The following is a 22,656-nucleotide window of genomic DNA, read 5'->3' on the forward strand; positions in this document are numbered from 1 at the left end:
GCATGGACTCCGAGGGCCTCTCCCAGCTCCTCAGCCCCACCGGCTGGGCTCTGCTGTCGGCGTTGCCGCCCTACGACGAGTCCCGCACGATGGCGCTCTCGACCCGCCTCAAGGAGGAGGGCCTCGACCCCGTGCTCGTCGCGGCGGCGCTGACGCAGTCGCGCCTGCGGGCCAAGGCGACGACCAAGTTCGGCGACTTCGCCGGCGGGATGCTGTTCACGGTCGCCGGGCTGGAGCAGGCCACCCGCCTGAACGTCGCCGCGCACCACGCCCGGCGGTACCGGGACGCCGGCAGCACGCGCGTCGCGGACCTCACGTGCGGGATCGGCGCGGACGCGATGGCCTTCGCCGGCATCGGGCTGCGGGTGCTGGCCACGGACGTGGACGAGGCGACCGCGGCGATCGCGACCGTGAACCTGCGGCACTTCCCCGACGCCGAGGTGCGCCACGGGGACGGTCTCGCGCTGGACCTCGAGGGCGAGGGTGTCGACGGCGTGTACGCCGACCCGGCCCGCCGGACCTCGTCGGGAAGCCGGGTGTTCGACCCCTCGGCCTACGAGCCGGCGTTGGACAGGGTGCTCGAGCTGCGCGAGAGGGTGCCCGCGCTCGGGCTCAAGCTCGGACCGGGCATCCCCCACTCCGCCCTGCCGATGGACGCGCACGCGCAGTGGGTGTCCGTGGACGGCGACGTCGTCGAGCTCGGGCTGTGGTTCGGTCCGCTGGCGCCCGAGGGGCCGGGACGGTCCGCGCTGGTGCTCCGCGACGGGCAGGCGCACACGATCCTGGCGAGCAACCCGGACGGCATCTACCGGCCGCCGTCCGGTGAGGTCGGCGCGTACCTCTACGAGCCCGACGGCGCGGTGATCCGGGCGGGACTGGTGGGCGAGCTGGCCGACCAGGTGCGCGGGCGGCTGGTGGACCCCACGATCGCCTACGTGACCTCCGACGTCCTGACGCCCGTGCCGACCGCGACGGCCTACCGCGTGCTCGACACCATGCCGTTCGGGCTCAAGCGGCTCAAGACGTACCTGCGGGAGCGGGACGTCGGGAGGCTGACGATCAAGAAGCGCGGCACCGCCGTCGTGCCGGAGCAGCTGCGACGCCAGCTCGACCTGCGCGGCAGCGCCTTCGCGACCATCGTCCTGACGCGCGTCGCGGGCAGCCAGCAGGTGCTCGTGGTCGAGGCCGCCTGATGGCCGCGCCCGTCACGCTGCCGTTCGCGCACTCCGAACGGTCCACCGTCGGGATCGAGTGGGAGGTCGCACTCGTCGACGCCGACTCCGGCGACCTGCGCCAGGCGGCCGAGACGATCCTGGCCGCCGTCCGTCCCGCCGACGGCGGCGAGCACCCGCTGATCACGCAGGAGCTGCTGCTCAACACCGTCGAGCTGCGGTCGGGGAAGTGCACGGTCGTGGCCGAGGCCGTCGCCGACCTGCAGCGCGCCCTCGACATCGTCGGCGAGGCCGCGCAGCCGCTGCGGATCGAGCTCATGGGCAGCGGGACCCACCCGTTCGCACAGTGGTCCCAGCAGCGCGTCACCGACAAGCAGCGCTACGCCACCCTCATCGACCGGACGCAGTGGTGGGGCCGGCAGATGCTCATCTACGGCGTGCACGTGCACGTGGGCGTCGAGGACCGCGCCAAGGTGCTCCCGATCTCCCGCGCGATGCTCACGGTGTTCGCGCACATCCAGTCGCTGTCGGCGTCGTCGCCGTTCTGGGGCGGCAAGGACACCGGGTACGCCTCGAACCGCGCGCTGCTCTTCCAACAGCTGCCCACCGCGGGCCTGCCGTTCGGGTTCGACGACTGGGCGCAGCTCGAGCAGTACATCGGCGACATGATGCACACGGGCGTGATCGACCAGTTCGACGAGGTCCGCTGGGACGTCCGGCCCTCGCCGCGGTTCGGGACCCTCGAGATGCGGATCGCCGACGGAGCCTCCAACCTCCTCGAGGTCGGGGCGATCTCGGCGCTGACGCACTGCTTCGTCGAGCACTTCTCCACGCTGCTCGACCGCGGCGACACGCTGCCGACCCTGCCGCCGTGGTTCGCGCAGGAGAACAAGTGGCGCTCGGCGCGCTACGGCATGGACGCGATCATCATCACGAACGCGGCCGGCGACGAGGAGCTGGTCACGGACGCGATCGGCCGGTGGCTGGTCGAGCTGGCGCCGGTGGCCGCACGCCTCGGCTGCGAGGCCGAGCTCGAGCAGGTGCGCGTCATCCTGCGCCGCGGCGCGTCCTACCAGCGGCAGCGCGCGGTCGCCCGGCGTCACGCCGGCGAGCTCGACGCGGTGGTCCGCTCGCTGGTCGCCGAGCTGAAGGCCGGACGTCCGCTCTAGACGAGCACCTGCGTGAGCGGCATCGACGAGTCGACCGGCAGGTCCAGCGGCGACGGCGGCAGGCCGCGGCGCACGACGGCTGACCCGAGGGCGGCGATCATCGCGCCGTTGTCGGTGCAGTACCGGATGGGCGGGATGCGCAGCACGATGCCCGCCTCGGCGCACCGCTTGGCCGCCATGTCGCGCAGCTGCGAGTTCGCCGAGAACCCGCCGCCGATCACGAGGGTGTCGATGCCGTGCTTCTTCGCGGCCGCGATCGTCTTGGCCGTGAGCACGTCGGCCACGGCCTCCGCGAACGAGGCCGCGACGTCGTTGAGCGGGATGTCCTCGCCGGCGTCCTGGCGGGCCTCGACCCAGCGGGCGACGGCGGTCTTCAGACCCGAGAACGAGAAGTCCGCCGCATGGGCGGCCTGGTCCTTGGGCGCCGTGAGCCCGCGCGGGAACCGAATCGCGGTGGGGTCGCCCTCCCGCGCCAGCCGGTCGATGTGCGGACCGCCCGGGTAGGGCAGGCCCAGCAGCCGGCCGACCTTGTCGAAGGCCTCCCCTGCGGCGTCGTCGAGCGTCGAGCCGAGCTCGGTGACGTTCACGGTGTCGTCGATGAGCAGCAGGCTGGAGTGGCCACCCGAGACCACCAGCGCCATCACCCGGTCCGGGAACGCGCCGTCGACGAGCTCGTCGACCACGGCGTGCCCGATGACGTGGTTGACCCCGTAGAGCGGCTTGTCCAGCGCGAGAGCCAGCGCCTTGGCGGCTGACGCCCCGACGGTCAGGGGTCCGACGAGTCCCGGGCCGGCAGTCACCGCGATGGCGTCCACCTCGCCGAGCGACACGTCGGCCGTGGCCAGAGCGCGCTCTATCGTCGGGACCATGGCCTCCAGGTGGGCCCGCGAGGCGATCTCCGGGATGATCCCGCCGAACCGCGCGTGCTCGTCCACCGAGCTGGCGACGGAGTCGACGAGGAGGTCGAGGCCACGGACGAGGGCGACGCCGGTCTCGTCGCAGGACGTCTCGATCCCGAGCACGAGGGGGTCAGCCATGCGGCCTAGTTTAGGTGGGGCCGACGACGTGACGCGCCTCACCCCGTCGCCCGGAACAACCGTGAGTAGTTGATGCTTCAATCAGATATGACCACAGACACCACCGTTCTTGACGGCCTCGACTTCCCGACGCCCGCGCTGGCTGTTGCCGACGACGTCGCCGACCTCCTCTTCCGCGAGGCACGCACCGTTGCCGAGTTCGTCCCGGGCGAGGTCACCGACGAGCAGCTCGCCTCGGTCTACGACCTGGTGAAGTGGGGCCCGACGGCGATGAACACGCTGCCGCTGCGCCTGCTCGTCGTGCGCACGCCCGAGGCCCGTGAGCGCCTCGCGGCCCTGATGAGCGAGGGCAACCGCGAGCGCGTGCTCGCCGCCCCGGTCACGCTCGTCGTCGCGGCGGACACCGGCTTCCACGAGCACCTCCCGACGCTGGCGCCCCACGCCGCGGCGTTCAAGGACGTCCTCGAGGGCCAGCCCGAGACGCGCGACCAGATGGCCCGCACCAGCGCGCTGATCCAGGCCGGCTACCTGATCGTCGGCCTGCGCGCCGCCGGTCTCGGCGCGGGCCCGATGGCCGGCCTCGACTTCCCGAGCGTCGACGCCGAGTTCTTCGGCGACAGCGGCTGGAAGTCTCTGTTCGTCATCAACGTCGGCAACGTCGAGGGCACCGGGACGCACCGCCCGCGCGGCGAGCGCCTCAGCTACAACCAGATCGCCAAGACGGTCTGACCCACCCCGTTCCGACGAAGGCCGCGATCTCCCCTGGTCGCGGCCTTCGTCATGCCCCGGTCGCTACCGGCCTGTCCGGGTCGTTCGACCACTGCGACCACGAGCCCGGGTAGAGCGCGGCATCGATGCCGATCGTCGCGAGCGCGGCGACCTCGTGCGCCGCGGTGACGCCGGAGCCGCAGTAGACGGCGACCGGACCGTCCAGCGACGCGAACCTGTCGCGCAGCGCCTCGGTGCTCAGGAACGTGCCGTCCGCCTCGAGCAGCCACGCCGTCGGGAACGAGAGCGCACCCGGGATGTGGCCGGCCCGCGGGTCCACCGGCTCGACCTCGCCACGGAACCGCTCGGCGGCACGCGCGTCGAGCAGCGAGCCCACCCAGCCGGCGGCGGCATCGGCGTCGATCGTCTCGAGGGCGCCACCGGACAGGACGACGTCGCTCGGCGGCGGCGTGACCTCGCCGGGCTCGAGCGGTCCCGTCCACGCGCCGAGGCCGCCGTCGAGCAGCCGGACGTCGTGCAGTCCGGCCCACCGCAGGAGCCACCAGACGCGCGCCGCGGACATGCCGCCGACCGCGTCGTAGGCGACGACCGGGCGGTCCGCGGTGACGCCCCAGCGGCGCGCGGACGACTGCAGGTCCGACGGGAGCGGATGGCGTCCGTCGCGAGCGGTCGGCGGGTCCGCGAGCTCGGTCTCCAGGTCGACGTAGACCGCACCCGGCAGGTGGCCCGCGAGGTAGCGCTCGTGGCCGTCGGTCTGGCCGAGCGCCCAGCGAACGTCGAGCAGCACCGGGCGTCTCGGCCCCGCCAGCTCCGCCTCCAACGCCTCGGCCGTGACGAGCACGTTGTCCCTGTCGGTCATGAGGCCCCCTCGCGCAGATCCAGTCGCATGGTCCACGCGTCGATGTTTCCCGGCTGGTAGTAGGCGCGGCGCTTGCCCAGCCGCTCGAACCCGACGCTCTCGTACAGGTGGATGGCCGGCTCGTTGTCGACCCGGACCTCGAGCAGGACCACGGCGGCACCGACCTCGCGCGCCCGCGCCAGGAGGTTGTCGAGCATGAGCCGGGCGAGCCCGCGGCCCTGGAACCGCTCCTCGGTGCCGATGGTCATGACCTGCGCGTCGTAGCCGTCGAACCACAGACCCGCGTACCCGACCAGGTCGCCGTCCTGCTCGACGCCCACGTACCACCGACCGGGTCCGACGAGCTCGTCGGCCAGCCCCTCGGGCGACCACGCCGCGGCGCCGAACAGCTCGCCCTCAAGCCGCTCGAGCGTGGGCAGGTCGTCGTGGGTCAGCGGCCGGACGAGGGTGGTCATCCGAGCACGCGCTTGCGGGCCGCCTGCGGCACGGCGTCCGGGCGGCGCAGGTACAGGGGCTCGGTGTCGAGGACCTCGTCGGCCCGCTGGAGCGACAGGCGGGCCAGCTCCGCGGGGTCGGGGTCGAGCAGACCGTCGAGCGCGGGCTGCAGCGCGACCGCACCGACCGGCGCGACCACCGGGCCGTCGACCGGCGGAGCGAACACGTCCGCGTACAGGGATCCGCCACGGCCGATCACCAGCGCGCCGTTGAGGACGACGTCGGCGGCGGCCCCGACCGACGGCGGGACGAGCACCTCGATCCGCCCGGGGCCGGCGAGCCGGTACGACGACCAGTAGACCTCGCGACGACGGGCGTCGGTCGCGACCACGACGTCGGTCCCCTCGGGCAGGGTCCGCGACGCTGCCGCCGCGATCGCGTCGAGGCTGGGCACGCCACGGGCGGGGATGCCGAGGGCCAGGCCGAGCGTGCGCGCGGTCACGAGCCCGACGCGCAGGCCCGTGAAGGGCGCGGGGCCGGTGCCGACGACCACGGAGGTCAGCTCGCGGCGGTCCACCCCGGCGTCCGCGAGCACCGCGGCGATCATCGGGGTGAGCAGCTCGGCGTGGTGCCGCTGCTGCTGGTCGGACCGGGCGGCGAGCAGGACCCCGGTGTCGTCGGTCAGGCTGACGGCGACAGCGGCGGAGGTGTCGAGGGCGAGGACGGGCACGGTCTCAGCCTGCCATCGAACCGGGCAGGGTCACGTCCGCCCAGCGGGCGCCGACCGGCTTCAGCGTCACGATGCGCTCCCCTGTCGCCGCGTCGTCGAGGTTCTCCAACGTTCCACCGCGCGGCCGCTGCAGCGTGATCTCCAGGCGGTCCTCGGTCAGCCCCTCGACCCAGCCCTCGCCCCACTCGACCACCGTCACCGCCTCGTCCAGGCTCGCGTCGAGGTCGAGCGCGTCCACCTCGTCGAGTGATCCCAGCCGGTAGGCGTCGACATGCACGAGCGGGGGCCCGTCCTGCAGCGACGGGTGCACGCGCGCGATCACGAACGTCGGCGACGCGACCTGCCCGCGCACCGACAGCCCGGCACCGATGCCCTGCGTGAGCGTCGTCTTGCCGGCGCCCAGGTCGCCCGTGAGCACCACCAGGTCGCCCGCGCGCAGCACGCCCGCGAGCGCCCGGCCGAACGCCCGGGTGGCCTCCGCGTCCGGGAGTCGTACCTGCGTCATGCACCGTCCCCCGTCGTCGACTCCCCGTCCACGTGCACGCGCGGCACGCGTGCGCCCAGTCGCGTCACGATCTCGTAGGAGATCGTCCCAGCCACCCGGGCCCAGTCCTCGGCCGTCGGGCCACCGTCGGCCCCCGTACCAAACAGCTCGACCGTGTCGCCCGCCCGCTCGGAGGCATCGGGCCCGAGGTCGAGCACGAACTGATCCATGCAGACGCGCCCGGCGATGCCGACCGTCCGGCCACCGACCAGGACCGGCCCGCCGGGGCGGTCCTGCCCGCCCGACGCATGCCGGGGCACCCCGTCGGCGTACCCGAGCGGGACGAGGCCGAGCACGGTGTCCTGCCGGGTGACGTACAGATGTCCGTACGAGACGCCGGTGCCGGCCTGTACACGCTTGACGTTGGCCAGCTCGGCCTCGACGGTCATGGCCGGCACCAGACCGAACTCCTCCGGGCCGCCGAGCTGCGGCACCGGCGAGAGGCCGTAGGTGGCGATCCCGGGCCGGACCAGGTCGTAGTGGGTCGCGGGGCTGGTCAGGGTCGCGGCGGAGTTGGCCAGGTGGCGCACCTCGAGCCGCACTCCGGCACCCTCGACGACCTGGAGCGCGTCCGCGAACACCTCCGCCTGCAGCGCGACCGTCGGGTGGGTCGGCTCGTCGGCGATCGCGAGGTGCGACCACAGCCCGACGACGTCGATCGCCCCCTCGGCCTCCAGGCGCTGCGCGGCAGGCAGGAGGTCCGCCAGGTCGGCCGGCGTCAGGCCGTTGCGGCTCAACCCGGTGTCCACCTTGAGCTGGACCCGCGCGGTCTGACCGACGGCGCGCGCCGCGGCCGCCACCTCGTCGAGCGCCCACGCCGCGGACACCGTGAGGTCGATGTCGGCCTCGATGGCGTCGTGCAGCGGCGCACCCGGGGCGTAGAGCCAGGCGAGGATGCGCGGGCCGGCGATCCCGGCGCGACGCAGCTCGAGCGCCTCGGCCACCTGCGCGGCGCCGAGCCAGGACGCCCCACCGGCGACGGCAGCCCGCGCGGAGGGGACCAGCCCGTGACCGTACGCGTCGGCCTTCACCACGGCCATGACCTGCGCGGTCGGGGCGTGCGCGGCCAGCGACGCCACGTTTCCGCGGATCGCGGCGAGGTCGACGACGGCGCGCGCGGGGAACTGGCTCACGGCGTCCAGTCTCGCACTGCCGCTCACCGCACCTCGACGCGCAGGGACGCACGGTGCGCCGTCGCGGCGACGAGCCGGGCGTTCACCTCGTCGGGACCGTAGGACCACGCACGCGCCGCCTCGGGCGACTTCCCGAACGCCTCGTGCCGGGCCACGAGCCGGGCGAGCCGCACGTCGTCGGGCAGCGCCACGAACCACGACTCGTCGAGCAGCCCGGCGACGGGCCCGAACCCGTGCTCGTCGAGAAGCAGGTAGTTGCCCTCCGTGACCACGAGCGGGACGTCCGGCGGCACCGCGATCGCGCCGGCGACGGGGTTGCGCAGGTCGCGGCGGTACTCCGGGGCGTAGACGATGCCGGGCTCCGAGCGCAGCCGCCGCAGCAGGGCCACGTAGCCGGCCGCGTCGAACGTGTCGGGCGCCCCCTTGCGGTCGGCGCGACCGATGCGCTCGAGCTCGGTCTGCGCCAGGTGGAAGCCGTCCATGGGCACGACGACGGCGCGCGGACCGGCGACCTGGACCACCTGCGCGGCGAGGGTGGACTTCCCGGCGCCCGGCGCTCCCACGATCCCGAGGATCCGGCGCTCGCCCGTGGCCAGCAGCGCGTCCAGCCGGGCGCGGATCTCGTCGTTCACGAACCGTCGACCAGCGCCGCGACGGTGCCGGGGATCGCCTCGGCCACGGCGGTGGCCGAGATCGGGCCGCCCGGGTTGGCCCGGTGCGCCGCGCGGCCGTGCACGAGAGCTGCGGTCGCCGCGAGCGCGGCCACGAGGGTCGGGTCCTCGTGGATCGCCTCGACGCGGGCCGCCAGGAGGGCCCCCAGCAGTCCGGCGAGGACGTCTCCCGCGCCGGCGGTCGCGAGCCACGCGGGCGCGTCGGCCTGCGCGTAGGTGGCGCCGTGCGCGCCGACGACGAGCGTCACCGGTCCCTTGAGCAGGACCGTCGCTCCCGTGAGGTCATGGGTCCGTCGCGCCCAGCGCAACGGCTCGCGCTCGATGGCCGCGCGGTCGACGGTCTCACCGCGCGCCGTGAGCAGCGTGGCCAGCTCACCGGCGTGCGGGGTGAGCACGGCGTGCGGGCCCACCCGCTCGGGCAGCAGCTCGAGCGCGCCCGCGTCGATCACCGCGGGCTCGCCGCCGGTCAGCACGTGCTCGAACGCGTACTGGATGCGGCGCCGCTGGCTCGCGTCGTCGGTGGAGACCCCGGGACCGAACACCCACGCCTGGACCCGTCCGTTGCCGACGACGACCTCGGGGTTCGTCGCGACGACGAGCTCCCCGACGTCGCCGAGGTAGCGGACCATACCGACGCCCGCCCGCAGCGCGGACCTCGTCGCGAGGATCGCCGCACCCGGGTACGCGCGGGACCCGGCCACGACGCCCACCACGCCGCGCGTGTACTTGTGCGCGTCCGCCGTCGGTACGGGCCACAGCCCGGCCGCGTCGGCGTCCTGCAGCCGGACGACGGCGGGTGCGTCGCCGAGGTCCAGGCCGATGTCGACCACCTCGACCTGCCCCGCGTGCAGGGCCGCGGGCGGCAGGAGCAGCCCGGGCTTCGCACCGCCGAACGTCACCGTCAGGTCGGCGTCGAGCACCGTGCCGGTCGCGGTGCCGTCGTCCACGCCGATGCCCGAGGGGACGTCGACCGCGACGACGAACGGGTCGCCGACGAGGCCGTGGACGATCTCGGCCGCCCGGCCTCGCAGCCCCGACCCGTCTCCGCCGATGCCGACGAGCCCGTCGAGGACGAGGTCCGCCGCCCACGGGTCGTCGACGACCCGGCCCCCGGCGGCCGTCAGCGCGGCGAGACCGCCCTGGTGCACGCGCTCACCGACCAGCACGGCGCGCACCTCGACCCCGCGCCGGGCCAGCAGGGCCCCGGCGTACAGGGCGTCACCCCCGTTGTTGCCGGACCCCGCCAGGACGAGCACCCGCGCACCGCCGACCCGTCCGCGCCGCTCGCGCAGGGCTGCGGCCACGTGCACGTGCAGCGCGAACGCGGCCCGCTCCATGAGCGGCTCCCCCGCATCCAGGAGCGGAGCCTCGGCGGCTCGGACCTGCGACGACGTCCACGACTCCAGCACATGCCCATCCTGTCTGGTCCGCGCAGGCGGGGCGAGCCGCAGGTGGGTAACGTGCCGACCATGCGCTTCGGACTCTTCATCCCCCAAGGCTGGCGACAGGACCTCACGGGCATCGAGCCCCGCGACCACTGGGCGGTGATGAACGGGCTCGCGCGCCACGCCGACGAGGGCGACGCGTACGAGTCCATCTGGGTCTACGACCACTTCCACTCGGTGCCCCAGCCGCCCAACGGCGAGGCGGTGCACGAGGCCTGGAGCCTGATGAACGCCTTCGCGGCGTCGACCAGCCGCGTGCGCCTCGGACAGATGTGCACGTGCATGGCCTACCGGAACCCGGCCTACCTGGCGAAGGTCGCCACGACCGCCGACGTGATCTCCGGCGGCCGCGTCGAGATGGGCATCGGGGCCGGCTGGTACGAGCACGAGTGGCGCGCGTACGGGTACGGCTTCCCGCGGGCGGGCGAGCGGATCGGCATGCTCGACGAGGGCGTGCAGATCTTCAAGCAGCTGTGGACCAACGGCACCGCGACCCTCGACGGCCGCTACTACCAGGTCAACGGCGCGCAGCTGTCCCCACTCCCCCTCCAGCTGGACGGCCCGCCCCTGTGGATCGCGGGCGGCGGCGAGCAGAAGACCCTGCGCATCGCCGCGGAGCACGCGCAGTACACGAACTTCGACGGCTCGCCCGAGGGGTTCGCGCACAAGTCCGACGTCCTGCGCAGGCACTGCGCCGAGATCGGGCGGCCGTTCGAGGAGATCACGCGGTCGGCCAACTACAACGTGGTCATCGGCGAGACCGAGGCCGACGTCGACGACCGCGTCGCCTGGGCGGAGGAGCACCTGTCGAACACGGTCCCGGAGAAGGCGGCCGAGGAGGCCGAGAACCTGCGCAACGGACCGCTGGTCGGGACGCCGGAGCAGATCGTCGAGAAGCTGAACGCCCTGAAGGACCTGGGCCTCGGCTACGCGATCACGTACTTCCTCGAGGCCGCCTACGACCGCTCGGGCATCGAGCTCTTCGAGCAGCAGGTCATCCCGGCCCTGCGCTAGGGGCTCAGTCGCGCTCGGCGACGACGACCGCCGACGCGATGCCCGCGTCGTGCGAGATCGACAGGTGGAACCGGTCGACGCCGGCCGCGGCCGCCGCGGCGGCGACGGTGCCGACCACCTCGACGACCGGCTGCGCGCCGGAGATCCGGCGGACGGTCGCGTCCTGCCAGCTCATGCCGCCCGGCGCGCCGAGGGCCTTGGCGATCGCCTCCTTGGCGGCGAACCGCGCGGCGAGCGACGTCTCCGGCATCTCGCGCTCCTCGGGCGTGAAGAGCTTGTCGCGCAGGGCGGGGACGCGGTGCAGCGTCGCGACGAACCGCGCGACGTCGACGACGTCGATGCCGACACCGACGATCACTCGACGGTCACGGACTTCGCGAGGTTGCGCGGCTGGTCGACGTCGAGGCCCTTGGCGCTGGCCAGCTCGCAGGCGAAGATCTGCAGCGGCACGACTGCCAGCAACGGGGCGAGCAGGGTCGGCGACTGCGGCACGTAGAACACCTCGTCGGCGTACGGGAGCACGGCCTCGTCGCCGTCCTCGGCGATCACGAGCGTGCGGGCGCCGCGGGCGCGGATCTCCTGGATGTTGGAGACGACCTTGGAGTGCAGCGAGTCGCGGCCGCGCGGCGACGGCACCACGACGAACACGGGCTGCCCCGGCTCGATGAGCGCGATCGGTCCGTGCTTGAGCTCGCCCGCCGCGAAGCCCTCGGCGTGGATGTAGGCGAGCTCCTTGAGCTTGAGCGCGCCCTCCATGGCCACCGGGAACCCGACGTGCCGGCCGAGGAAGAGCACCGACTGCGTGTCCACCATCCAGCGGGCGATCTCGCGGACGCGGCCTGCGCGGTCGAGGACCTGCTGGATCTTGTCGGGCATCGCGCGCAGCTCGGTGAGGATCTCGGCGACCTCGTCGGCGTACTTGTTGCCGCGCAGCTGCGCGAGGTAGAGGCCCAGCAGGTAGGCCGCGGTGATCTGCGCGAGGAACGCCTTCGTCGAGGCGACGGCGATCTCCGGGCCGGCGTGCGTGTACAGGACCGCGTCGGACTCGCGCGGGATCGTCGAGCCGTGGGTGTTCACCAGCGCGAGCACCTTGGCACCCTGCTCGCGCGCGTGCCGCACGGCCATGAGCGTGTCCATCGTCTCGCCCGACTGCGAGACGGCGACGACGAGGGTGCGCTCGTTGACCACCGGGTCGCGGTAGCGGAACTCGTGCGCGAGCTCGACCTCGACCGGGATCCGGCACCAGTGCTCGATCGCGTACTTGGCCACGTGCCCGGCGTAGGCGGCCGTCCCGCAGGCGACGACGACGATCTTGTCGACCGCCCGCAGCACGGACTCCTCGATGCGGACCTCGTCGAGGACCAGGCGACCGCGTGCGTCGGTGCGACCCAGGAGGGTGTCTGCGACGGCCTGCGGCTGGTCGTGGATCTCCTTGTCCATGAACGAGCGGAAGCCGCCCTTCTCGGCGGCGGCGGCGTCCCAGTCGACGGTGTACCGGCGCGCGTGCGCGGGCAGCCCGTCGAACCCGGTGACCGCGACGGCCCCGGGCGTGATGGTGACCACCTGGTCCTGCCCGAGCTCGAGAGCCTCGCGCGTGTGCGAGATGAACGCGGCGACGTCGGAGCCCAGGAAGTTCTCCCCGTCCCCCAGGCCGACGACGAGCGGCGAGTCGTGCCGGGCACCGACCACGACGTCCGGCGCGTCCTCGTGGACGGCGAGCAGCGTGAACGTGCCGTGCAGCGTCCGCGCCACCTCGGTCATCGCCGTGGTGAGGTCGCCGGAGGTCGCATAGGCGCGGGCGATGAGCTGCGCGGCGACCTCTGTGTCGGTCTCCGAGAGGAACTCGACGCCCTGCGCGATCAGCTCGGCCTTGAGCGTCGCGAAGTTCTCGACGATGCCGTTGTGGATCACCGCGAGCTTGCCGGCGACGTGGGGGTGGGCGTTCACGTCCGTGGGCCCGCCGTGCGTCGCCCAGCGGGTGTGGCCGATCGCCGCAGTCGAGGTCGGGAGCGGGTTGAGGTCCAGCTCCTCGACGAGGTTGGCCAGCTTTCCGGCCTTCTTGGCGGTCGCGAGATGGCCGTCCGGGCTCACCAGCGCGACGCCCGCGGAGTCGTAGCCGCGGTACTCCAACCGCCGCAGACCCTCGAGCACCACGTCCAGGGGACGATCGCTGGCCACCTGGCTTCCGACGTACCCGACGATTCCGCACATGGCGGGGAGTCTATCCTCGGGCGCTGCGGCAGCCCCGTCAGTCTCTCTCGGGCACAATCGACCCGTGCCACCCTCGCTCAGCCTGGCCACCCCGTTCGTCGATCTCGATCGCGACGCGTGGGCGCGCCTGTCCGCCTCGACCCCCCTGCCGCTCACCGACGCCGACGTCGAACGGCTCGCCGGGCTGGGCGACCCCATCGACCTGGCCGAGGTCGACGTCGTCTACCGGCCGATCTCCCGCCTGCTCGACCTCCACATCGAGGCGACCCGCGGCCTGCACGCGGCGTCGAGCACGTTCCTGCGCGAGGACGTCGGCGGCACCCCGTTCGTGATCGGGGTGGCCGGGTCGGTCGCCGTCGGCAAGTCGACCACCGCCCGCCTGCTGCGCGAGCTGCTGGCCCGCTGGCCCGCCACGCCGCGCGTGCAGCTGGTCACGACGGACGGGTTCCTCTACTCCAACGCCGAGCTGGCCCGGCGGGGGCTGATGGAGCGCAAGGGCTTCCCGGAGTCGTACGACCGCCGCGCGCTGCTGCGGTTCGTCTCCCAGGTCAAGGCGGGCCGGCCCGAGGTCAAGGTGCCGGTCTACGACCACCTGACCTACGACATCGTGCCGGGTCGCGAGGTCGTGGTCAGCCGCCCTGACGTCCTGATCGTCGAGGGCCTGAACGTCCTGCAGCCGGCCCGACCCTCGTCGGAGGGCCCGTCGAACCTGGCCGTCAGCGACTTCTTCGACTTCTCCATCTACGTCGACGCCCGCACCAGCGACGTGCGCCAGTGGTACGTCGAACGGTTCCTGCGCCTGCGCGAGACCGCGTTCGCCCGGCCCGAGTCGTACTTCCACCGGTTCGCCGCGCTGAGCGACGACGAGGCGGCCGAGCGGGCCAAGTCGATCTGGGACTCGATCAACGCGCCCAACCTGCTCGAGAACATCCTGCCGACGCGCAGCCGCGCCACCCTCGTCCTGACCAAGGGTCCCGACCACGCGGTCCAGCGCGTCCGGCTCCGCAAGCTCTAGGGAGTCTCCTGGACCGGGTACTTCTCGTTGTCGGTCTCCTCGAGCGCCGCGAGGGCCTCGGTGACCTTGGCGCTGGGCTCACCGCAGCGGTCGGTCGGCCAGGTCGGTCGCAGCGCACGACCCAGGGCGTCGACGAGCCACAGGGCGGGCGCTTGGACCTGACCGGAGCTGCACGTGCCCCCGCGCCGCGCGGACGGCTCGTGCAGGGCGGCGACGAGCGGCTCGAGGTCACCCTCGCGATGGCTGGCCGTCAGGGCGAGCCAGGTCCCCGAGGCGTCGTGCAGGGAGCCGTCCGGGGTGCAGACCACGACGCTCACCGGCACGAAGCCGTCGGGCACCGTGCCGGGCTGGGGTGACGCGGTCGGGCTCAGCTCGACGTCCTCGGCGGACGCCGGGACGAGGCCCAGGTCGTTCAGGACCGCCGGCGACATGCAGTCGGCGGCCGGTGCCACGACCGCGGTCGGCGTCGTCGGCTCGCTGGGTCCTGCGCTGCTGCACGAGGCGAGGAGCAGGGCGGCGGGCAGCACGACGACTGCCGTCCACCTCGCCCGCACGTCCATCTCGCCCCGTCCCCCTCGCCGCCGGTACCCATGCCGCGGCGCACCCCCACGGGTGTCAGACGAGATGGGAGTGCCGTCCTCGCCGCCGGCACTCTTCGAGAGTAATGGCAGCCATGACGGCAGTGACCGAGCGATACCGGATCGTTAGGCCGCGGGGTCCGATCGTGAGCGTCCCGTGACCGGATGCACCGGCGGAGCCTCGTCGACGGCCGCGGCCGTCCCGGGCTCGGTCGCCCCGGCGTCGGGATGCAGCTCGTCGGACGTGTGGGTCAGCCTGCGCATGACCCAGTCGATGACGAGGCCCAGCAGGATGCCGCCCGCCACCCCGACGGCCACGGCGACGAACATGTGGTCCCCGAGCCAGGCGCCCGCCCCGATGCCGATCAGGGCGGCGTAGGCGGACCACGTCACGGCGGCGAGCGCCGTGAGCCCGACGAACCGACGCCGCGGGTAGGCGACGGCGCCGGCCGTCATGTTCACGGCCACGCGCCCGACCGGGACGTAGCGCGCGGCGATGATGAACGCCGCGCCGCGTCTGGCCAGGGTGTGCTCGGCCCAGTCGATCGCGGCCTGCCCGCGCGCCGAGCTGAGGATCCTGAGCTGGCGCACCTTGACCTTGGTGCCGATCTGGTACGCGATCTGGTCCCCTGTGAAGGCGCCCAGCGCCGAGAAGAGCATCACCAGCCAGATGTTCGGCTCGCCGCTCGAGATCGCGAGGGCGGCGAGCGCGATCACCAGCGACTCGCTGGGGACCGGCGGGAAGAACCCGTCGATGGTGGCGAACAGGTAGAGGACGACGAAGATCCACGGGGACCCCGCCAGGGCGAGCGCCCATGCCTCGATCACCTGTGTCCCCTTCCGGAGGTGTGCGTCGACCGTCGGTACGGCCGGTTGTTCACCACAACGGTAAGCCGCCCCGATACGTGCCCGGCATCAGCGACCGGCTCTGGCCGTCAAGAGGCACCCGACGCCGACCCGACGAGCTCGCGCTCGGGCTCCGCGGGCACGGCCGGCGGCGTCGGACTCTCGCTGACCTGCACCATCCGCATGACCCGGTCGATGACGAGGCCGAGCGCGATGCCCCCGACGACCCCGACCGCGACGCCCAGCATCGTGTGGCTGCCGAACCACGCACCCGCCCCGATGCCGATCAGTGCCGCGTAGACCGCCCAGGAGGCCGAGGCGATCGCGGCGAGCCCGACGAACCGTCGGCGGGGGTAGCGCACCGCGCCCGCCGTCATGTTGACCGCCACGCGGCCCACCGGTACGTACCGGGCGGCGACGACGAACGCGGCCCCTCGTCGCGCGAGCGTGTCCTGCGCCCAGCGGATCGCCGCCTGCGCACGCGCAGACCGGAAGATGCGGACCTCGTGCACCTTGACCTTGGTGCCCAGCTGGTAGGCGATCTGGTCGCCGGTGAACGCACCGAGCGCGGCCGCGAGGACGAGGAGCCACAGGTTCGGGTGTCCCTGCGAGACCGCGAGCGCGGCGACCGCGATGACGACGGACTCGCTGGGGATCGGCGGGAAGAACCCGTCGACCGTGGCGAACAGGTAGACGACCAGGAAGATCCACGGCGACCCCGCCAGGGCCACGGCCCATGCCTCGACCACCGCGCGCCTCCTCCGTCGGGGCGTCCTGACCGGCTCGCCCTCGCACTCAACGCTAGGCACGCGCCGTCGCCACCGACATGGGGGATGCCCCCGGTTCTACCCTGGGGTCAACCCACGAAGACCCTCAGTCGAGCGGGAACCCGAGAGCGTGGCTCGCGCCCGCCGGCCGCGGCTCCGCAGCCCAGCGTGCGCCGAAGCCGTCGGTCGTCGCCAGGGAACGCAGCTCGGCCCGGTCCAGGTAGAGCGTGCCGCCCAGGTGGTCGGTCTCGTGCTGGACGATCCGAGCCGACCAGCCGGTCACCAGCTCGTCGACCTCCTCGCCGTGCTCGTCGTGGCCGGTCAGGTGCACCTGTCGCGCCCGGGCCACGACGGCGGTGTAGCCGACGACGCTGAGGCAGCCCTCGTAGAAGGAGGAGCGGACGTCGCCGACCGGCTCGTACGACGGGTTCACGAGCACCCGGTACGGCAGGGCCTCGCGCTCGCGCACCTGCGCGTGCTCGTCGGACAGGGTGCCCGGGTCCTCCAGCACCGCGATCGCGAGCGGCAGGCCGAGCTGCGGGGCGGCCAGGCCGACGCCCGGCGCCGCCCGCATGGTGCGGTGCATGACCTCGAGCAGCGCCGTGAGCTCCTCGTCGGAGAGCTGCGCGTCGTAGGGCGTCGCGACCGCCCGCAGCGCGGGGTGCCCGGCCTGGACGATGGGCGCGACCCCCTGGGCCCCTGCCTCGATGATCCACAGCGCGGTGTCGCGCAGCGCCTGGTCCCACTCGGGGCCGGAGTGCGCCGCGCTCACAGTGCCAGCCGTTCCTTGACGACGTCGGCCAGCTCGTGCGCGACCCGGTCGGCCTCGGCCTGGGTGCCGGCCTCGACCATGACGCGCACGAGGTCCTCCGTGCCCGACGGGCGCAGCAGCACGCGACCCGTGTCGCCCAGACCCGCCTCGGCGAGCCGGACGGCGTCGAGCAGCGGACCGTCGGCGTCGGCCCGGCCCTTGTCGACCCCGGGCACGTTGACGAGCGTCTGCGGGAGCCGGCGGACGATGCTGGCGAGCTTCGCGATCGGCTCGCCGGTCGCCGCGACCCGGGCCGCGAGCTGTAGTGCGGTCAGCACGCCGTCCCCGGTGGTCGCGTGCGCGGCCATGATGATGTGCCCCGACTGCTCGCCGCCGAGCGAGTAGCCGCCGGCGCGCATCGCCTCCAGCACGTACCGGTCGCCGACCGCGGTGAGGACCGTCGCGATCCCCGCGTCGCGCATCGCGATCTTCAGGCCGAGGTTGCTCATCACCGTCGTGACCAGGGTGTTGTCCGCCAGGTCGCCGCGGTCGCGCATCGCCAGGGCCAGGATCCCCATGATCTGGTCGCCGTCCACGAGCACGCCGGACGCGTCCACCGCCAGGCAGCGGTCGGCGTCCCCGTCGAACGCGACGCCCAGGTCGGCGCCCGACGCGACGACCGCCGCCTGCAGCTGCTCGGGGTGCGTCGACCCGCACTTCTCGTTGATGTTGCGGCCGTCGGGCGACGCGTTGATCACGACGACGTCGGCCCCCGCGGCCCGCAGCGCGACCGGACCCACGTCGCTCGCGGCACCGTTCGCGCAGTCGACCGCGATCCGCAGACCGGTCAGCGGGGCGTCGATGGTGCCCACGAGGTGCTCGACGTACTGCTCGCCGGCGCGGCCCGTGTCCACGCGGATGCGTCCGACGTCGCCACCGAGCGGGCGCTCCCAGTGCTCGCCCATGCGCGCCTCGATGGCGGCCTCGAGCTCGTCGTCGAGCTTGTGCCCGCCGCGCGACAGGAACTTGATGCCGTTGTCGGGCATCGGGTTGTGCGACGCCGAGAGCACGACACCGATGTCGACCCCGAGCGCGGCGGTGAGGAACGCGACCGCCGGCGTGGGCAGGACGCCGACGTTGTTCACGTCGATCCCCGCCGAGGCCAGCCCCGCGGAGACCGCCGCGGCGAGGAACTCCCCCGACGCCCGCGAGTCACGTCCGACGATCGCGCGCGGCCGGTGCCCCTCGAACTCGCCGAGCGACCCGAGCACGTGCGCGGCCGCGACCGACAGGTCGAGCGCGAGCTCCGCCGTCACGTCGCGGTTGGCGAGCCCACGCACGCCGTCGGTACCGAATAGCTGCCCCATGGTCGTCAGACCCCTTCGTCGTCGCCGGGCCAGGGCGCGAGCCCACCCGCCTCGATGGTCGCAGACATGCCGATGGCCCCGCTGGTCGTGAGACCGGCGGAGCCATCGAGCGGAAGCGGAACGATCAGCGCTTCGAGTACTGCGGAGCCTTGCGGGCCTTCTTGAGACCGGCCTTCTTGCGCTCCACGACGCGGGCGTCGCGGGTCAGGAAGCCGGCCTTCTTCAGGGCCGGGCGGTTGTGCTCCTCGTCGATCGCGTTGAGCGCACGGGCGATGCCCAGGCGCAGCGCGCCCGCCTGGCCGCTCACGCCACCACCGGTGATGCGGGCGACGACGTCGAAGCGACCCTCGACGTCGACCAGCTTGAACGGGGAGTTGACGAGCTGCTGGTGCACCTTGTTGGGGAAGTAGTCCTCGAGCGTGCGCCCGTTGACCTTCCACTGCCCGGTGCCGGGGACGATGCGCACGCGGGCGATCGCCTCCTTGCGACGGCCGAGCGCGTTGGCCGGGGCCACGTTGCTCAGACCGCGCCCCGTGGGGGCAACCGTCTCGGAGGTGTAGCTGGTGGGGGTGTCATCGCCCTCGAGGTCGATGTCGACCGTGGTCTCTGCCACTGGTTTCCTCGCGTCCTTGTTCTCTGCGCTCAGCCGGCTCACGCCTGCTGAGAAACCTGGGTGATCTCGAAGGGCTTCGGCTGCTGCGCCGCGTGCGGGTGCTCCGCGCCGGCGTAGACCTTGAGCTTGGTGAGCTGCTGGCGCGCGAGCGAGCTCTTGGGGAGCATGCCGCGCACTGCCTTCTCGATCGCGCGCTCGGGGTGCTTCTCCAGAAGGTCGGAGTAGGCCACGGCCCGCAGACCACCCGGGTATCCGGAGTGGCTGTACGCGAGCTTGTTCTCGCGCTTGTTGCCGGTCAGAGCAACCTTCTCCGCGTTGATGACGATGACGAAGTCACCGCCGTCGACGTGCGGAGCAAAGGTCGCCTTGTGCTTGCCGCGCAGCAACGTGGCCACGTGAGTGGCCAAGCGGCCCAGGACGACATCGCTTGCGTCGATGATGTACCAGTTCCGCTCGACGTCGCCGGGCTTCGGGGTGTACGTACGCACGGTCGTCAGCCTTCGTTTCGATTGCGAATCTTGTCGTGGCGGAGCTCCGCAGGATGCGGGTCCGCCGATGAGAACTCTCGCTTGCATCCGGACGGCGAGCGGGAACGCACCGGTCCTGCCGTTCTGGCTCGGTGCTGAGTACACCTGCACACGAACGGGGACGCACAACGACTCACTAGATTACCGGCCGTCTCGGTGAGGGGTCAAAACGCGGTTGGTCACGCCCACCGCCGCCGGGCGCGCGTCGGACGAGGGATCACCCCGCGGCCGGCGGGCCGTGCCTCCGGACCGGTCGGAGCGCCGCGGAAGCCGCCCGCACCACGCGGTCGGTCAGGTCGTCGAGGGTCGGCGTGCGCAGCGCCCAGTGCTGCCAGTACAGCGGGACGTCGAGCGTCCGGCCGGCGCGCACCTCCACCAGAGACCCGCGCTCGAGCCCGTCCCGGGCCGCGACCTCGGGCACCATCCCCCACCCGAGCCCGGCCTCGATGAGGCCAAGGAACGCCGACTGCGAGGGCACGTAGTGGACCATCGGGGTCACGGTCCGCCTGCCGACGACGGCCGCCACGAAGCGTTCCTGCAGGCCATCCTCCCTGTTGAACGCCAGCAGGGGTGCGGCGGCGAACGCCTCGGCGGTCAGCCCGTCGGCGAACCAGCGGTCCTTGCGGTGCGGCGCGGCCACGGCCAGGTAGCGCATGGCGCCCAGCCGACGTACGCGGCAGCCCTGCACCGCGCGGGGGTCGGCGGTGACCGCGGCCATCACGGTCCCGTCGCGCAGCAGCCCCGCCGACAGGTCCTGGTCCTCGCGCCGCAGGTCGAGCAGGACGTCGGAGGGGAGGTCCGCGACGGCGGCCGGGAACCAGGTGGACATCGAGTCGTCGTTCACGGCCACGGGCAGGCGCCTCGACGCCCCGCCGGTCCTCACGGAGCGCGCACCGCCGGGTGCGGGCACCAGCTGGCCCAGGGCGTCGCGCCCGAGGAGGTCCACCTGACCCGCCAGCCGGACCAGGATCTCGCCGTCCTCCGTCGGCCGGCAGGGCCGCGTGCGCAGCACCAGAACCCTTCCCACCTGCAGCTCTAGTGCTTTGACGCGCTGGCTGACGGCCGACGGCGTGATGTGCAGGCGCTGCGCGGCCGCGTCGAAGCTGCCCTCGTGGACCACCGCCGCGAGGGCGCTCAGCTGGTCGGGATCGAACGCCACATGAAGGATCCTAATGGTTCCACAGAACCATTAACTAGGCTTCATCGACGGAACCGTCTAGCGTCGCCGACATGTTCTCCGCGGCCCTCGCCGGCTTCCTCACGTCGATGACGCTCATCGTCGCCATCGGCGCGCAGAACGCCTTCGTGCTGCGCCAGGGCATCCGTCGGGAGCACGTGCTGCCGGTCGTCGCCGTGTGCGCGACGGCCGACGCGGTCCTCATCACCGCGGGCATCGCGGGGCTCGGGGCGCTGATCACCAACCATCCGACCGTCCTGACCGTGACCCGGTACGGCGGAGCGGTCTTCCTGCTCGTGCTCGCGTTCGGGGCGTTCCGGCGCGCACGGCACCCGGAGACCCTCGACCCGGCCGCCGCCGGGCCCGCGAGCCTCTCCGCCGTGCTGACCACCTGCCTGGCGCTGACCTTCCTCAATCCCCACGTGTACCTCGACACCGTCGTGCTGCTCGGGTCGCTGGCGCACCAGCACGACCCCGGCGCGTGGGCGTTCGGCGTCGGAGCCGCTCTCGCGAGCGTCGTCTGGTTCACGGCGCTCGGGTTCGGCGCCGCCTACCTGCGTCCGGTGTTCGCCCGCCCGCGCTCCTGGCAGGTGCTCGACGTCGTCATCGGCGTCGTCATGACCACCCTGGCCGTGCTCCTGGTGGTCTGAGCCGTCAGCCCAGCTCGTCGCGACGGCGGACGAGAGCGGCCTTCTCGGCGGTGTTGCCGGTGAGCCCGACGGCCCGGTCGTACGCCGCCCGCGCCTCCTCGTCGCGCCCGAGCCGGCGCAACAGCTCGGCCCGCGTGGCGTGGAACGGGTGGTACCCCTCCAGCGGCAGGCCCTCGACCTGCGCGAGCGCCACCTGCGGACCGTCGAGCTCCGCGACGGCGACCGCACGGTTGAGCCGCACGATCGGGGAGGGGTCGAGACGGACCAGCTGGTCGTAGAGCGCGACGACCTGCGACCAGTCCGTGTCCCGGACGTCCGGTGCGTCGGTGTGCACGGCGTTGATCGCGGCGAGCACCTGGTACCGACCGGGCGCCTCGCCGGACTCCAGGCGTGCGCGGACCAGGGCGTGCCCCTCGGCGATCAGGCCGGCGTCCCAGGCGTCGCGGGCCTGCTCGTCGAGGGGGACGAGCCGGCCGTCCGACACCCGTGCGGGCCGGCGCGCCTCCGTCAGGAGCATGAGCGCCAGGAGCCCCAGGACCTCGCCGTCGGCGGGCAGCAGGTCGCGCACCAGCCTGGCCAGCCGGATCGCCTCGAGCGTCAGGTCGCTGCGGACCGGCGCGTACTGCGGGCCCGAGGCCAGGTAGCCCTCGTTGAAGATCAGGTACAGGACCGCCAGCACGCCGGTGACGCGGGCAGGGAGGTCCTCGCGGGACGGCACGCGGTACGGGATCCTGGCCGCCGCGATCTTCGCCTTGGCGCGCGTGATCCGGCGGGCCATGGCGTCCTCCTGCACCAGGAACGCGCGCGCGATCTCGGGCACGGTGAGCCCGCCGACCATCCGCAGGGTCAGGGCGATCCGCGCCTCGGGCGCCAGGGCGGGGTGGCAGCACGTGAAGACGAGCCGGAGCCGGTCGTCGTCGACGGCGCCCAGCGGTTCGGGGCCGCCGGAGAGCAGCGCCGCCTCCCGGTGCAGCTCGTCGCGCCGTGACTCGCGCCGGTATCGGTCGATCGCCTTGCGGTGGGCGGTCGTGGTGAGCCAGCCGCCCGGGTTCGGCGGGACACCGTCGGTAGGCCACCGGTCGACGGCGGTCGCGAAGGCCTCGGCGGTCATCTCCTCGGCGATGTCGAGGTCGCCCCAGCGCCGGGCCAGCGTGGCGACCACCCGCGCCCACTCCTCGCGGTGGACCCGGGCGATCTCCTCGTCGATGTCGGTCAC

At 73.2% G+C, this 22,656-nt stretch carries 25 protein-coding genes; 6 read left to right on the top strand and 19 right to left on the bottom strand.

Annotation, left to right across the window (positions count from 1 at the left end; translation table 11 throughout):
• Positions 1 to 2: 2 nt before the first annotated feature.
• Both AC1DZC_RS00175 and AC1DZC_RS00180 read left to right on the top strand, forming a co-directional pair.
• Positions 3 to 1,193, top strand: coding sequence for a class I SAM-dependent methyltransferase (locus tag AC1DZC_RS00175; protein WP_477040241.1), 1,191 nt, complete (start codon positions 3 to 5; stop codon positions 1,191 to 1,193).
• The gene (locus tag AC1DZC_RS00180; RefSeq protein WP_477041851.1) at positions 1,193 to 2,341 is read left to right on the top strand and encodes a glutamate--cysteine ligase; all 1,149 of its coding nucleotides are present in this window, start codon (positions 1,193 to 1,195) and stop codon (positions 2,339 to 2,341) included. Before AC1DZC_RS00175 ends, AC1DZC_RS00180 begins: the two co-directional genes overlap by 1 nt.
• Here AC1DZC_RS00180 and tsaD read toward each other — a convergent pair.
• A complete protein-coding gene (gene tsaD, locus AC1DZC_RS00185; protein WP_477041852.1) occupies positions 2,338 to 3,378 on the bottom strand; it encodes a tRNA (adenosine(37)-N6)-threonylcarbamoyltransferase complex transferase subunit TsaD in 1,041 nt (346 codons plus the stop codon). The two genes, AC1DZC_RS00180 and tsaD, sit on opposite strands and share 4 nt — an antisense overlap.
• 87 nt (positions 3,379 to 3,465) lie before the next feature.
• Here tsaD and AC1DZC_RS00190 point away from each other — a divergent pair, with 87 nt between their 5' ends.
• On the top strand, positions 3,466 to 4,107 hold the full coding sequence (locus AC1DZC_RS00190) for a malonic semialdehyde reductase (RefSeq protein ID WP_477041853.1): 642 nt from the start codon (positions 3,466 to 3,468) through the stop codon (positions 4,105 to 4,107).
• Between the two features lie 49 nt (positions 4,108 to 4,156).
• Here AC1DZC_RS00190 and AC1DZC_RS00195 read toward each other — a convergent pair whose 3' ends face one another.
• The 7 genes from AC1DZC_RS00195 to AC1DZC_RS00225 are packed head-to-tail and all read right to left on the bottom strand — an operon-like array spanning position 4,157 to position 9,888.
• Positions 4,157 to 4,966 carry a sulfurtransferase gene (locus tag AC1DZC_RS00195; protein ID WP_477041854.1) on the bottom strand — a complete coding sequence of 270 codons (810 nt, stop codon included), beginning with the start codon at positions 4,964 to 4,966 and terminating at the stop codon, positions 4,157 to 4,159.
• Complete coding sequence (gene rimI / locus AC1DZC_RS00200) at positions 4,963 to 5,421, bottom strand: ribosomal protein S18-alanine N-acetyltransferase (RefSeq protein ID WP_477040236.1); 459 nt, start codon at positions 5,419 to 5,421, stop codon at positions 4,963 to 4,965. Before rimI ends, AC1DZC_RS00195 begins: the two co-directional genes overlap by 4 nt.
• Positions 5,418 to 6,131 carry a tRNA (adenosine(37)-N6)-threonylcarbamoyltransferase complex dimerization subunit type 1 TsaB gene (gene tsaB / locus AC1DZC_RS00205; RefSeq protein WP_477041855.1) on the bottom strand — a complete coding sequence of 238 codons (714 nt, stop codon included), beginning with the start codon at positions 6,129 to 6,131 and terminating at the stop codon, positions 5,418 to 5,420. The genes rimI and tsaB overlap by 4 nt, the downstream gene beginning before the upstream one ends.
• A 4-nt stretch (positions 6,132 to 6,135) precedes the next feature.
• On the bottom strand, positions 6,136 to 6,636 hold the full coding sequence (tsaE, locus tag AC1DZC_RS00210) for a tRNA (adenosine(37)-N6)-threonylcarbamoyltransferase complex ATPase subunit type 1 TsaE (protein WP_477041856.1): 501 nt from the start codon (positions 6,634 to 6,636) through the stop codon (positions 6,136 to 6,138).
• Positions 6,633 to 7,808, bottom strand: coding sequence for an alanine racemase (alr, locus tag AC1DZC_RS00215; RefSeq protein WP_477041857.1), 1,176 nt, complete (start codon positions 7,806 to 7,808; stop codon positions 6,633 to 6,635). The genes tsaE and alr overlap by 4 nt, the downstream gene beginning before the upstream one ends.
• 23 nt (positions 7,809 to 7,831) lie before the next feature.
• Positions 7,832 to 8,440 (bottom strand): nucleoside/nucleotide kinase family protein, encoded by a 609-nt coding sequence (locus AC1DZC_RS00220; RefSeq protein WP_477041858.1) that lies wholly within the window; start codon positions 8,438 to 8,440, stop codon positions 7,832 to 7,834.
• Positions 8,437 to 9,888, bottom strand: a complete 1,452-nt coding sequence (locus AC1DZC_RS00225; protein WP_477041859.1) for a bifunctional ADP-dependent NAD(P)H-hydrate dehydratase/NAD(P)H-hydrate epimerase — start codon at positions 9,886 to 9,888, stop codon at positions 8,437 to 8,439. Before AC1DZC_RS00225 ends, AC1DZC_RS00220 begins: the two co-directional genes overlap by 4 nt.
• Positions 9,889 to 9,948: 60 nt before the next feature.
• Between AC1DZC_RS00225 and AC1DZC_RS00230 the strand changes: the two genes are divergently transcribed.
• Positions 9,949 to 10,938: an LLM class F420-dependent oxidoreductase gene (locus tag AC1DZC_RS00230; RefSeq protein WP_477041860.1), complete on the top strand. Its 990-nt coding sequence runs from the start codon at positions 9,949 to 9,951 to the stop codon at positions 10,936 to 10,938.
• Between the two features lie 4 nt (positions 10,939 to 10,942).
• On the opposite strand, the gene AC1DZC_RS00235 is transcribed toward AC1DZC_RS00230, so the two are convergent.
• Together AC1DZC_RS00235 and glmS are read right to left on the bottom strand one after the other, a co-directional pair.
• A complete protein-coding gene (locus AC1DZC_RS00235) occupies positions 10,943 to 11,296 on the bottom strand; it encodes a holo-ACP synthase (protein WP_477040229.1) in 354 nt (117 codons plus the stop codon).
• Positions 11,293 to 13,149 (bottom strand): glutamine--fructose-6-phosphate transaminase (isomerizing), encoded by a 1,857-nt coding sequence (gene glmS / locus AC1DZC_RS00240; RefSeq protein WP_477041861.1) that lies wholly within the window; start codon positions 13,147 to 13,149, stop codon positions 11,293 to 11,295. The genes AC1DZC_RS00235 and glmS overlap by 4 nt, the downstream gene beginning before the upstream one ends.
• Between glmS and coaA the strand changes: the two genes are divergently transcribed.
• On the top strand, positions 13,148 to 14,164 hold the full coding sequence (coaA, locus tag AC1DZC_RS00245; protein WP_477040227.1) for a type I pantothenate kinase: 1,017 nt from the start codon (positions 13,148 to 13,150) through the stop codon (positions 14,162 to 14,164). The genes glmS and coaA overlap by 2 nt on opposite strands.
• Here the strand turns inward: coaA and AC1DZC_RS00250 are convergent.
• From AC1DZC_RS00250 to AC1DZC_RS00285, 8 genes are all read right to left on the bottom strand, one after another.
• Complete coding sequence (locus AC1DZC_RS00250; RefSeq protein WP_477041862.1) at positions 14,161 to 14,724, bottom strand: hypothetical protein; 564 nt, start codon at positions 14,722 to 14,724, stop codon at positions 14,161 to 14,163. The two genes, coaA and AC1DZC_RS00250, sit on opposite strands and share 4 nt — an antisense overlap.
• A 144-nt stretch (positions 14,725 to 14,868) precedes the next feature.
• Positions 14,869 to 15,570, bottom strand: a complete 702-nt coding sequence (locus AC1DZC_RS00255; RefSeq protein WP_477041863.1) for a DedA family protein — start codon at positions 15,568 to 15,570, stop codon at positions 14,869 to 14,871.
• Positions 15,571 to 15,677: 107 nt separating this feature from the next.
• Positions 15,678 to 16,337, bottom strand: a complete 660-nt coding sequence (locus AC1DZC_RS00260; protein ID WP_477041864.1) for a DedA family protein — start codon at positions 16,335 to 16,337, stop codon at positions 15,678 to 15,680.
• 124 nt (positions 16,338 to 16,461) lie between these two features.
• Positions 16,462 to 17,127: a peptide deformylase gene (locus AC1DZC_RS00265; RefSeq protein WP_477040223.1), complete on the bottom strand. Its 666-nt coding sequence runs from the start codon at positions 17,125 to 17,127 to the stop codon at positions 16,462 to 16,464.
• Positions 17,124 to 18,473 (bottom strand): phosphoglucosamine mutase, encoded by a 1,350-nt coding sequence (glmM, locus tag AC1DZC_RS00270; RefSeq protein ID WP_477040222.1) that lies wholly within the window; start codon positions 18,471 to 18,473, stop codon positions 17,124 to 17,126. The genes AC1DZC_RS00265 and glmM overlap by 4 nt, the downstream gene beginning before the upstream one ends.
• Positions 18,474 to 18,597: 124 nt before the next feature.
• Entirely contained in the window at positions 18,598 to 19,086 is a 489-nt protein-coding gene (gene rpsI, locus AC1DZC_RS00275; protein WP_426593009.1) for a 30S ribosomal protein S9, read from the bottom strand.
• 38 nt (positions 19,087 to 19,124) lie between these two features.
• Positions 19,125 to 19,574 (bottom strand): 50S ribosomal protein L13, encoded by a 450-nt coding sequence (rplM, locus tag AC1DZC_RS00280; protein ID WP_028045033.1) that lies wholly within the window; start codon positions 19,572 to 19,574, stop codon positions 19,125 to 19,127.
• A gap of 256 nt (positions 19,575 to 19,830) precedes the next feature.
• Complete coding sequence (locus AC1DZC_RS00285) at positions 19,831 to 20,772, bottom strand: LysR family transcriptional regulator ArgP (protein ID WP_477041865.1); 942 nt, start codon at positions 20,770 to 20,772, stop codon at positions 19,831 to 19,833.
• A 71-nt stretch (positions 20,773 to 20,843) separates the two neighbouring features.
• Between AC1DZC_RS00285 and AC1DZC_RS00290 the strand changes: the two genes are divergently transcribed.
• A complete protein-coding gene (locus AC1DZC_RS00290) occupies positions 20,844 to 21,440 on the top strand; it encodes a LysE/ArgO family amino acid transporter (RefSeq protein WP_477040220.1) in 597 nt (198 codons plus the stop codon).
• Positions 21,441 to 21,444: 4 nt separating this feature from the next.
• Here the strand turns inward: AC1DZC_RS00290 and AC1DZC_RS00295 are convergent, their stop codons facing one another.
• Positions 21,445 to 22,656, bottom strand: coding sequence for an RNA polymerase sigma factor (locus AC1DZC_RS00295; RefSeq protein ID WP_477041866.1), 1,212 nt, complete (start codon positions 22,654 to 22,656; stop codon positions 21,445 to 21,447).

It is taken from the genome of Cellulomonas sp. P2_B4, assembly GCF_056404795.1.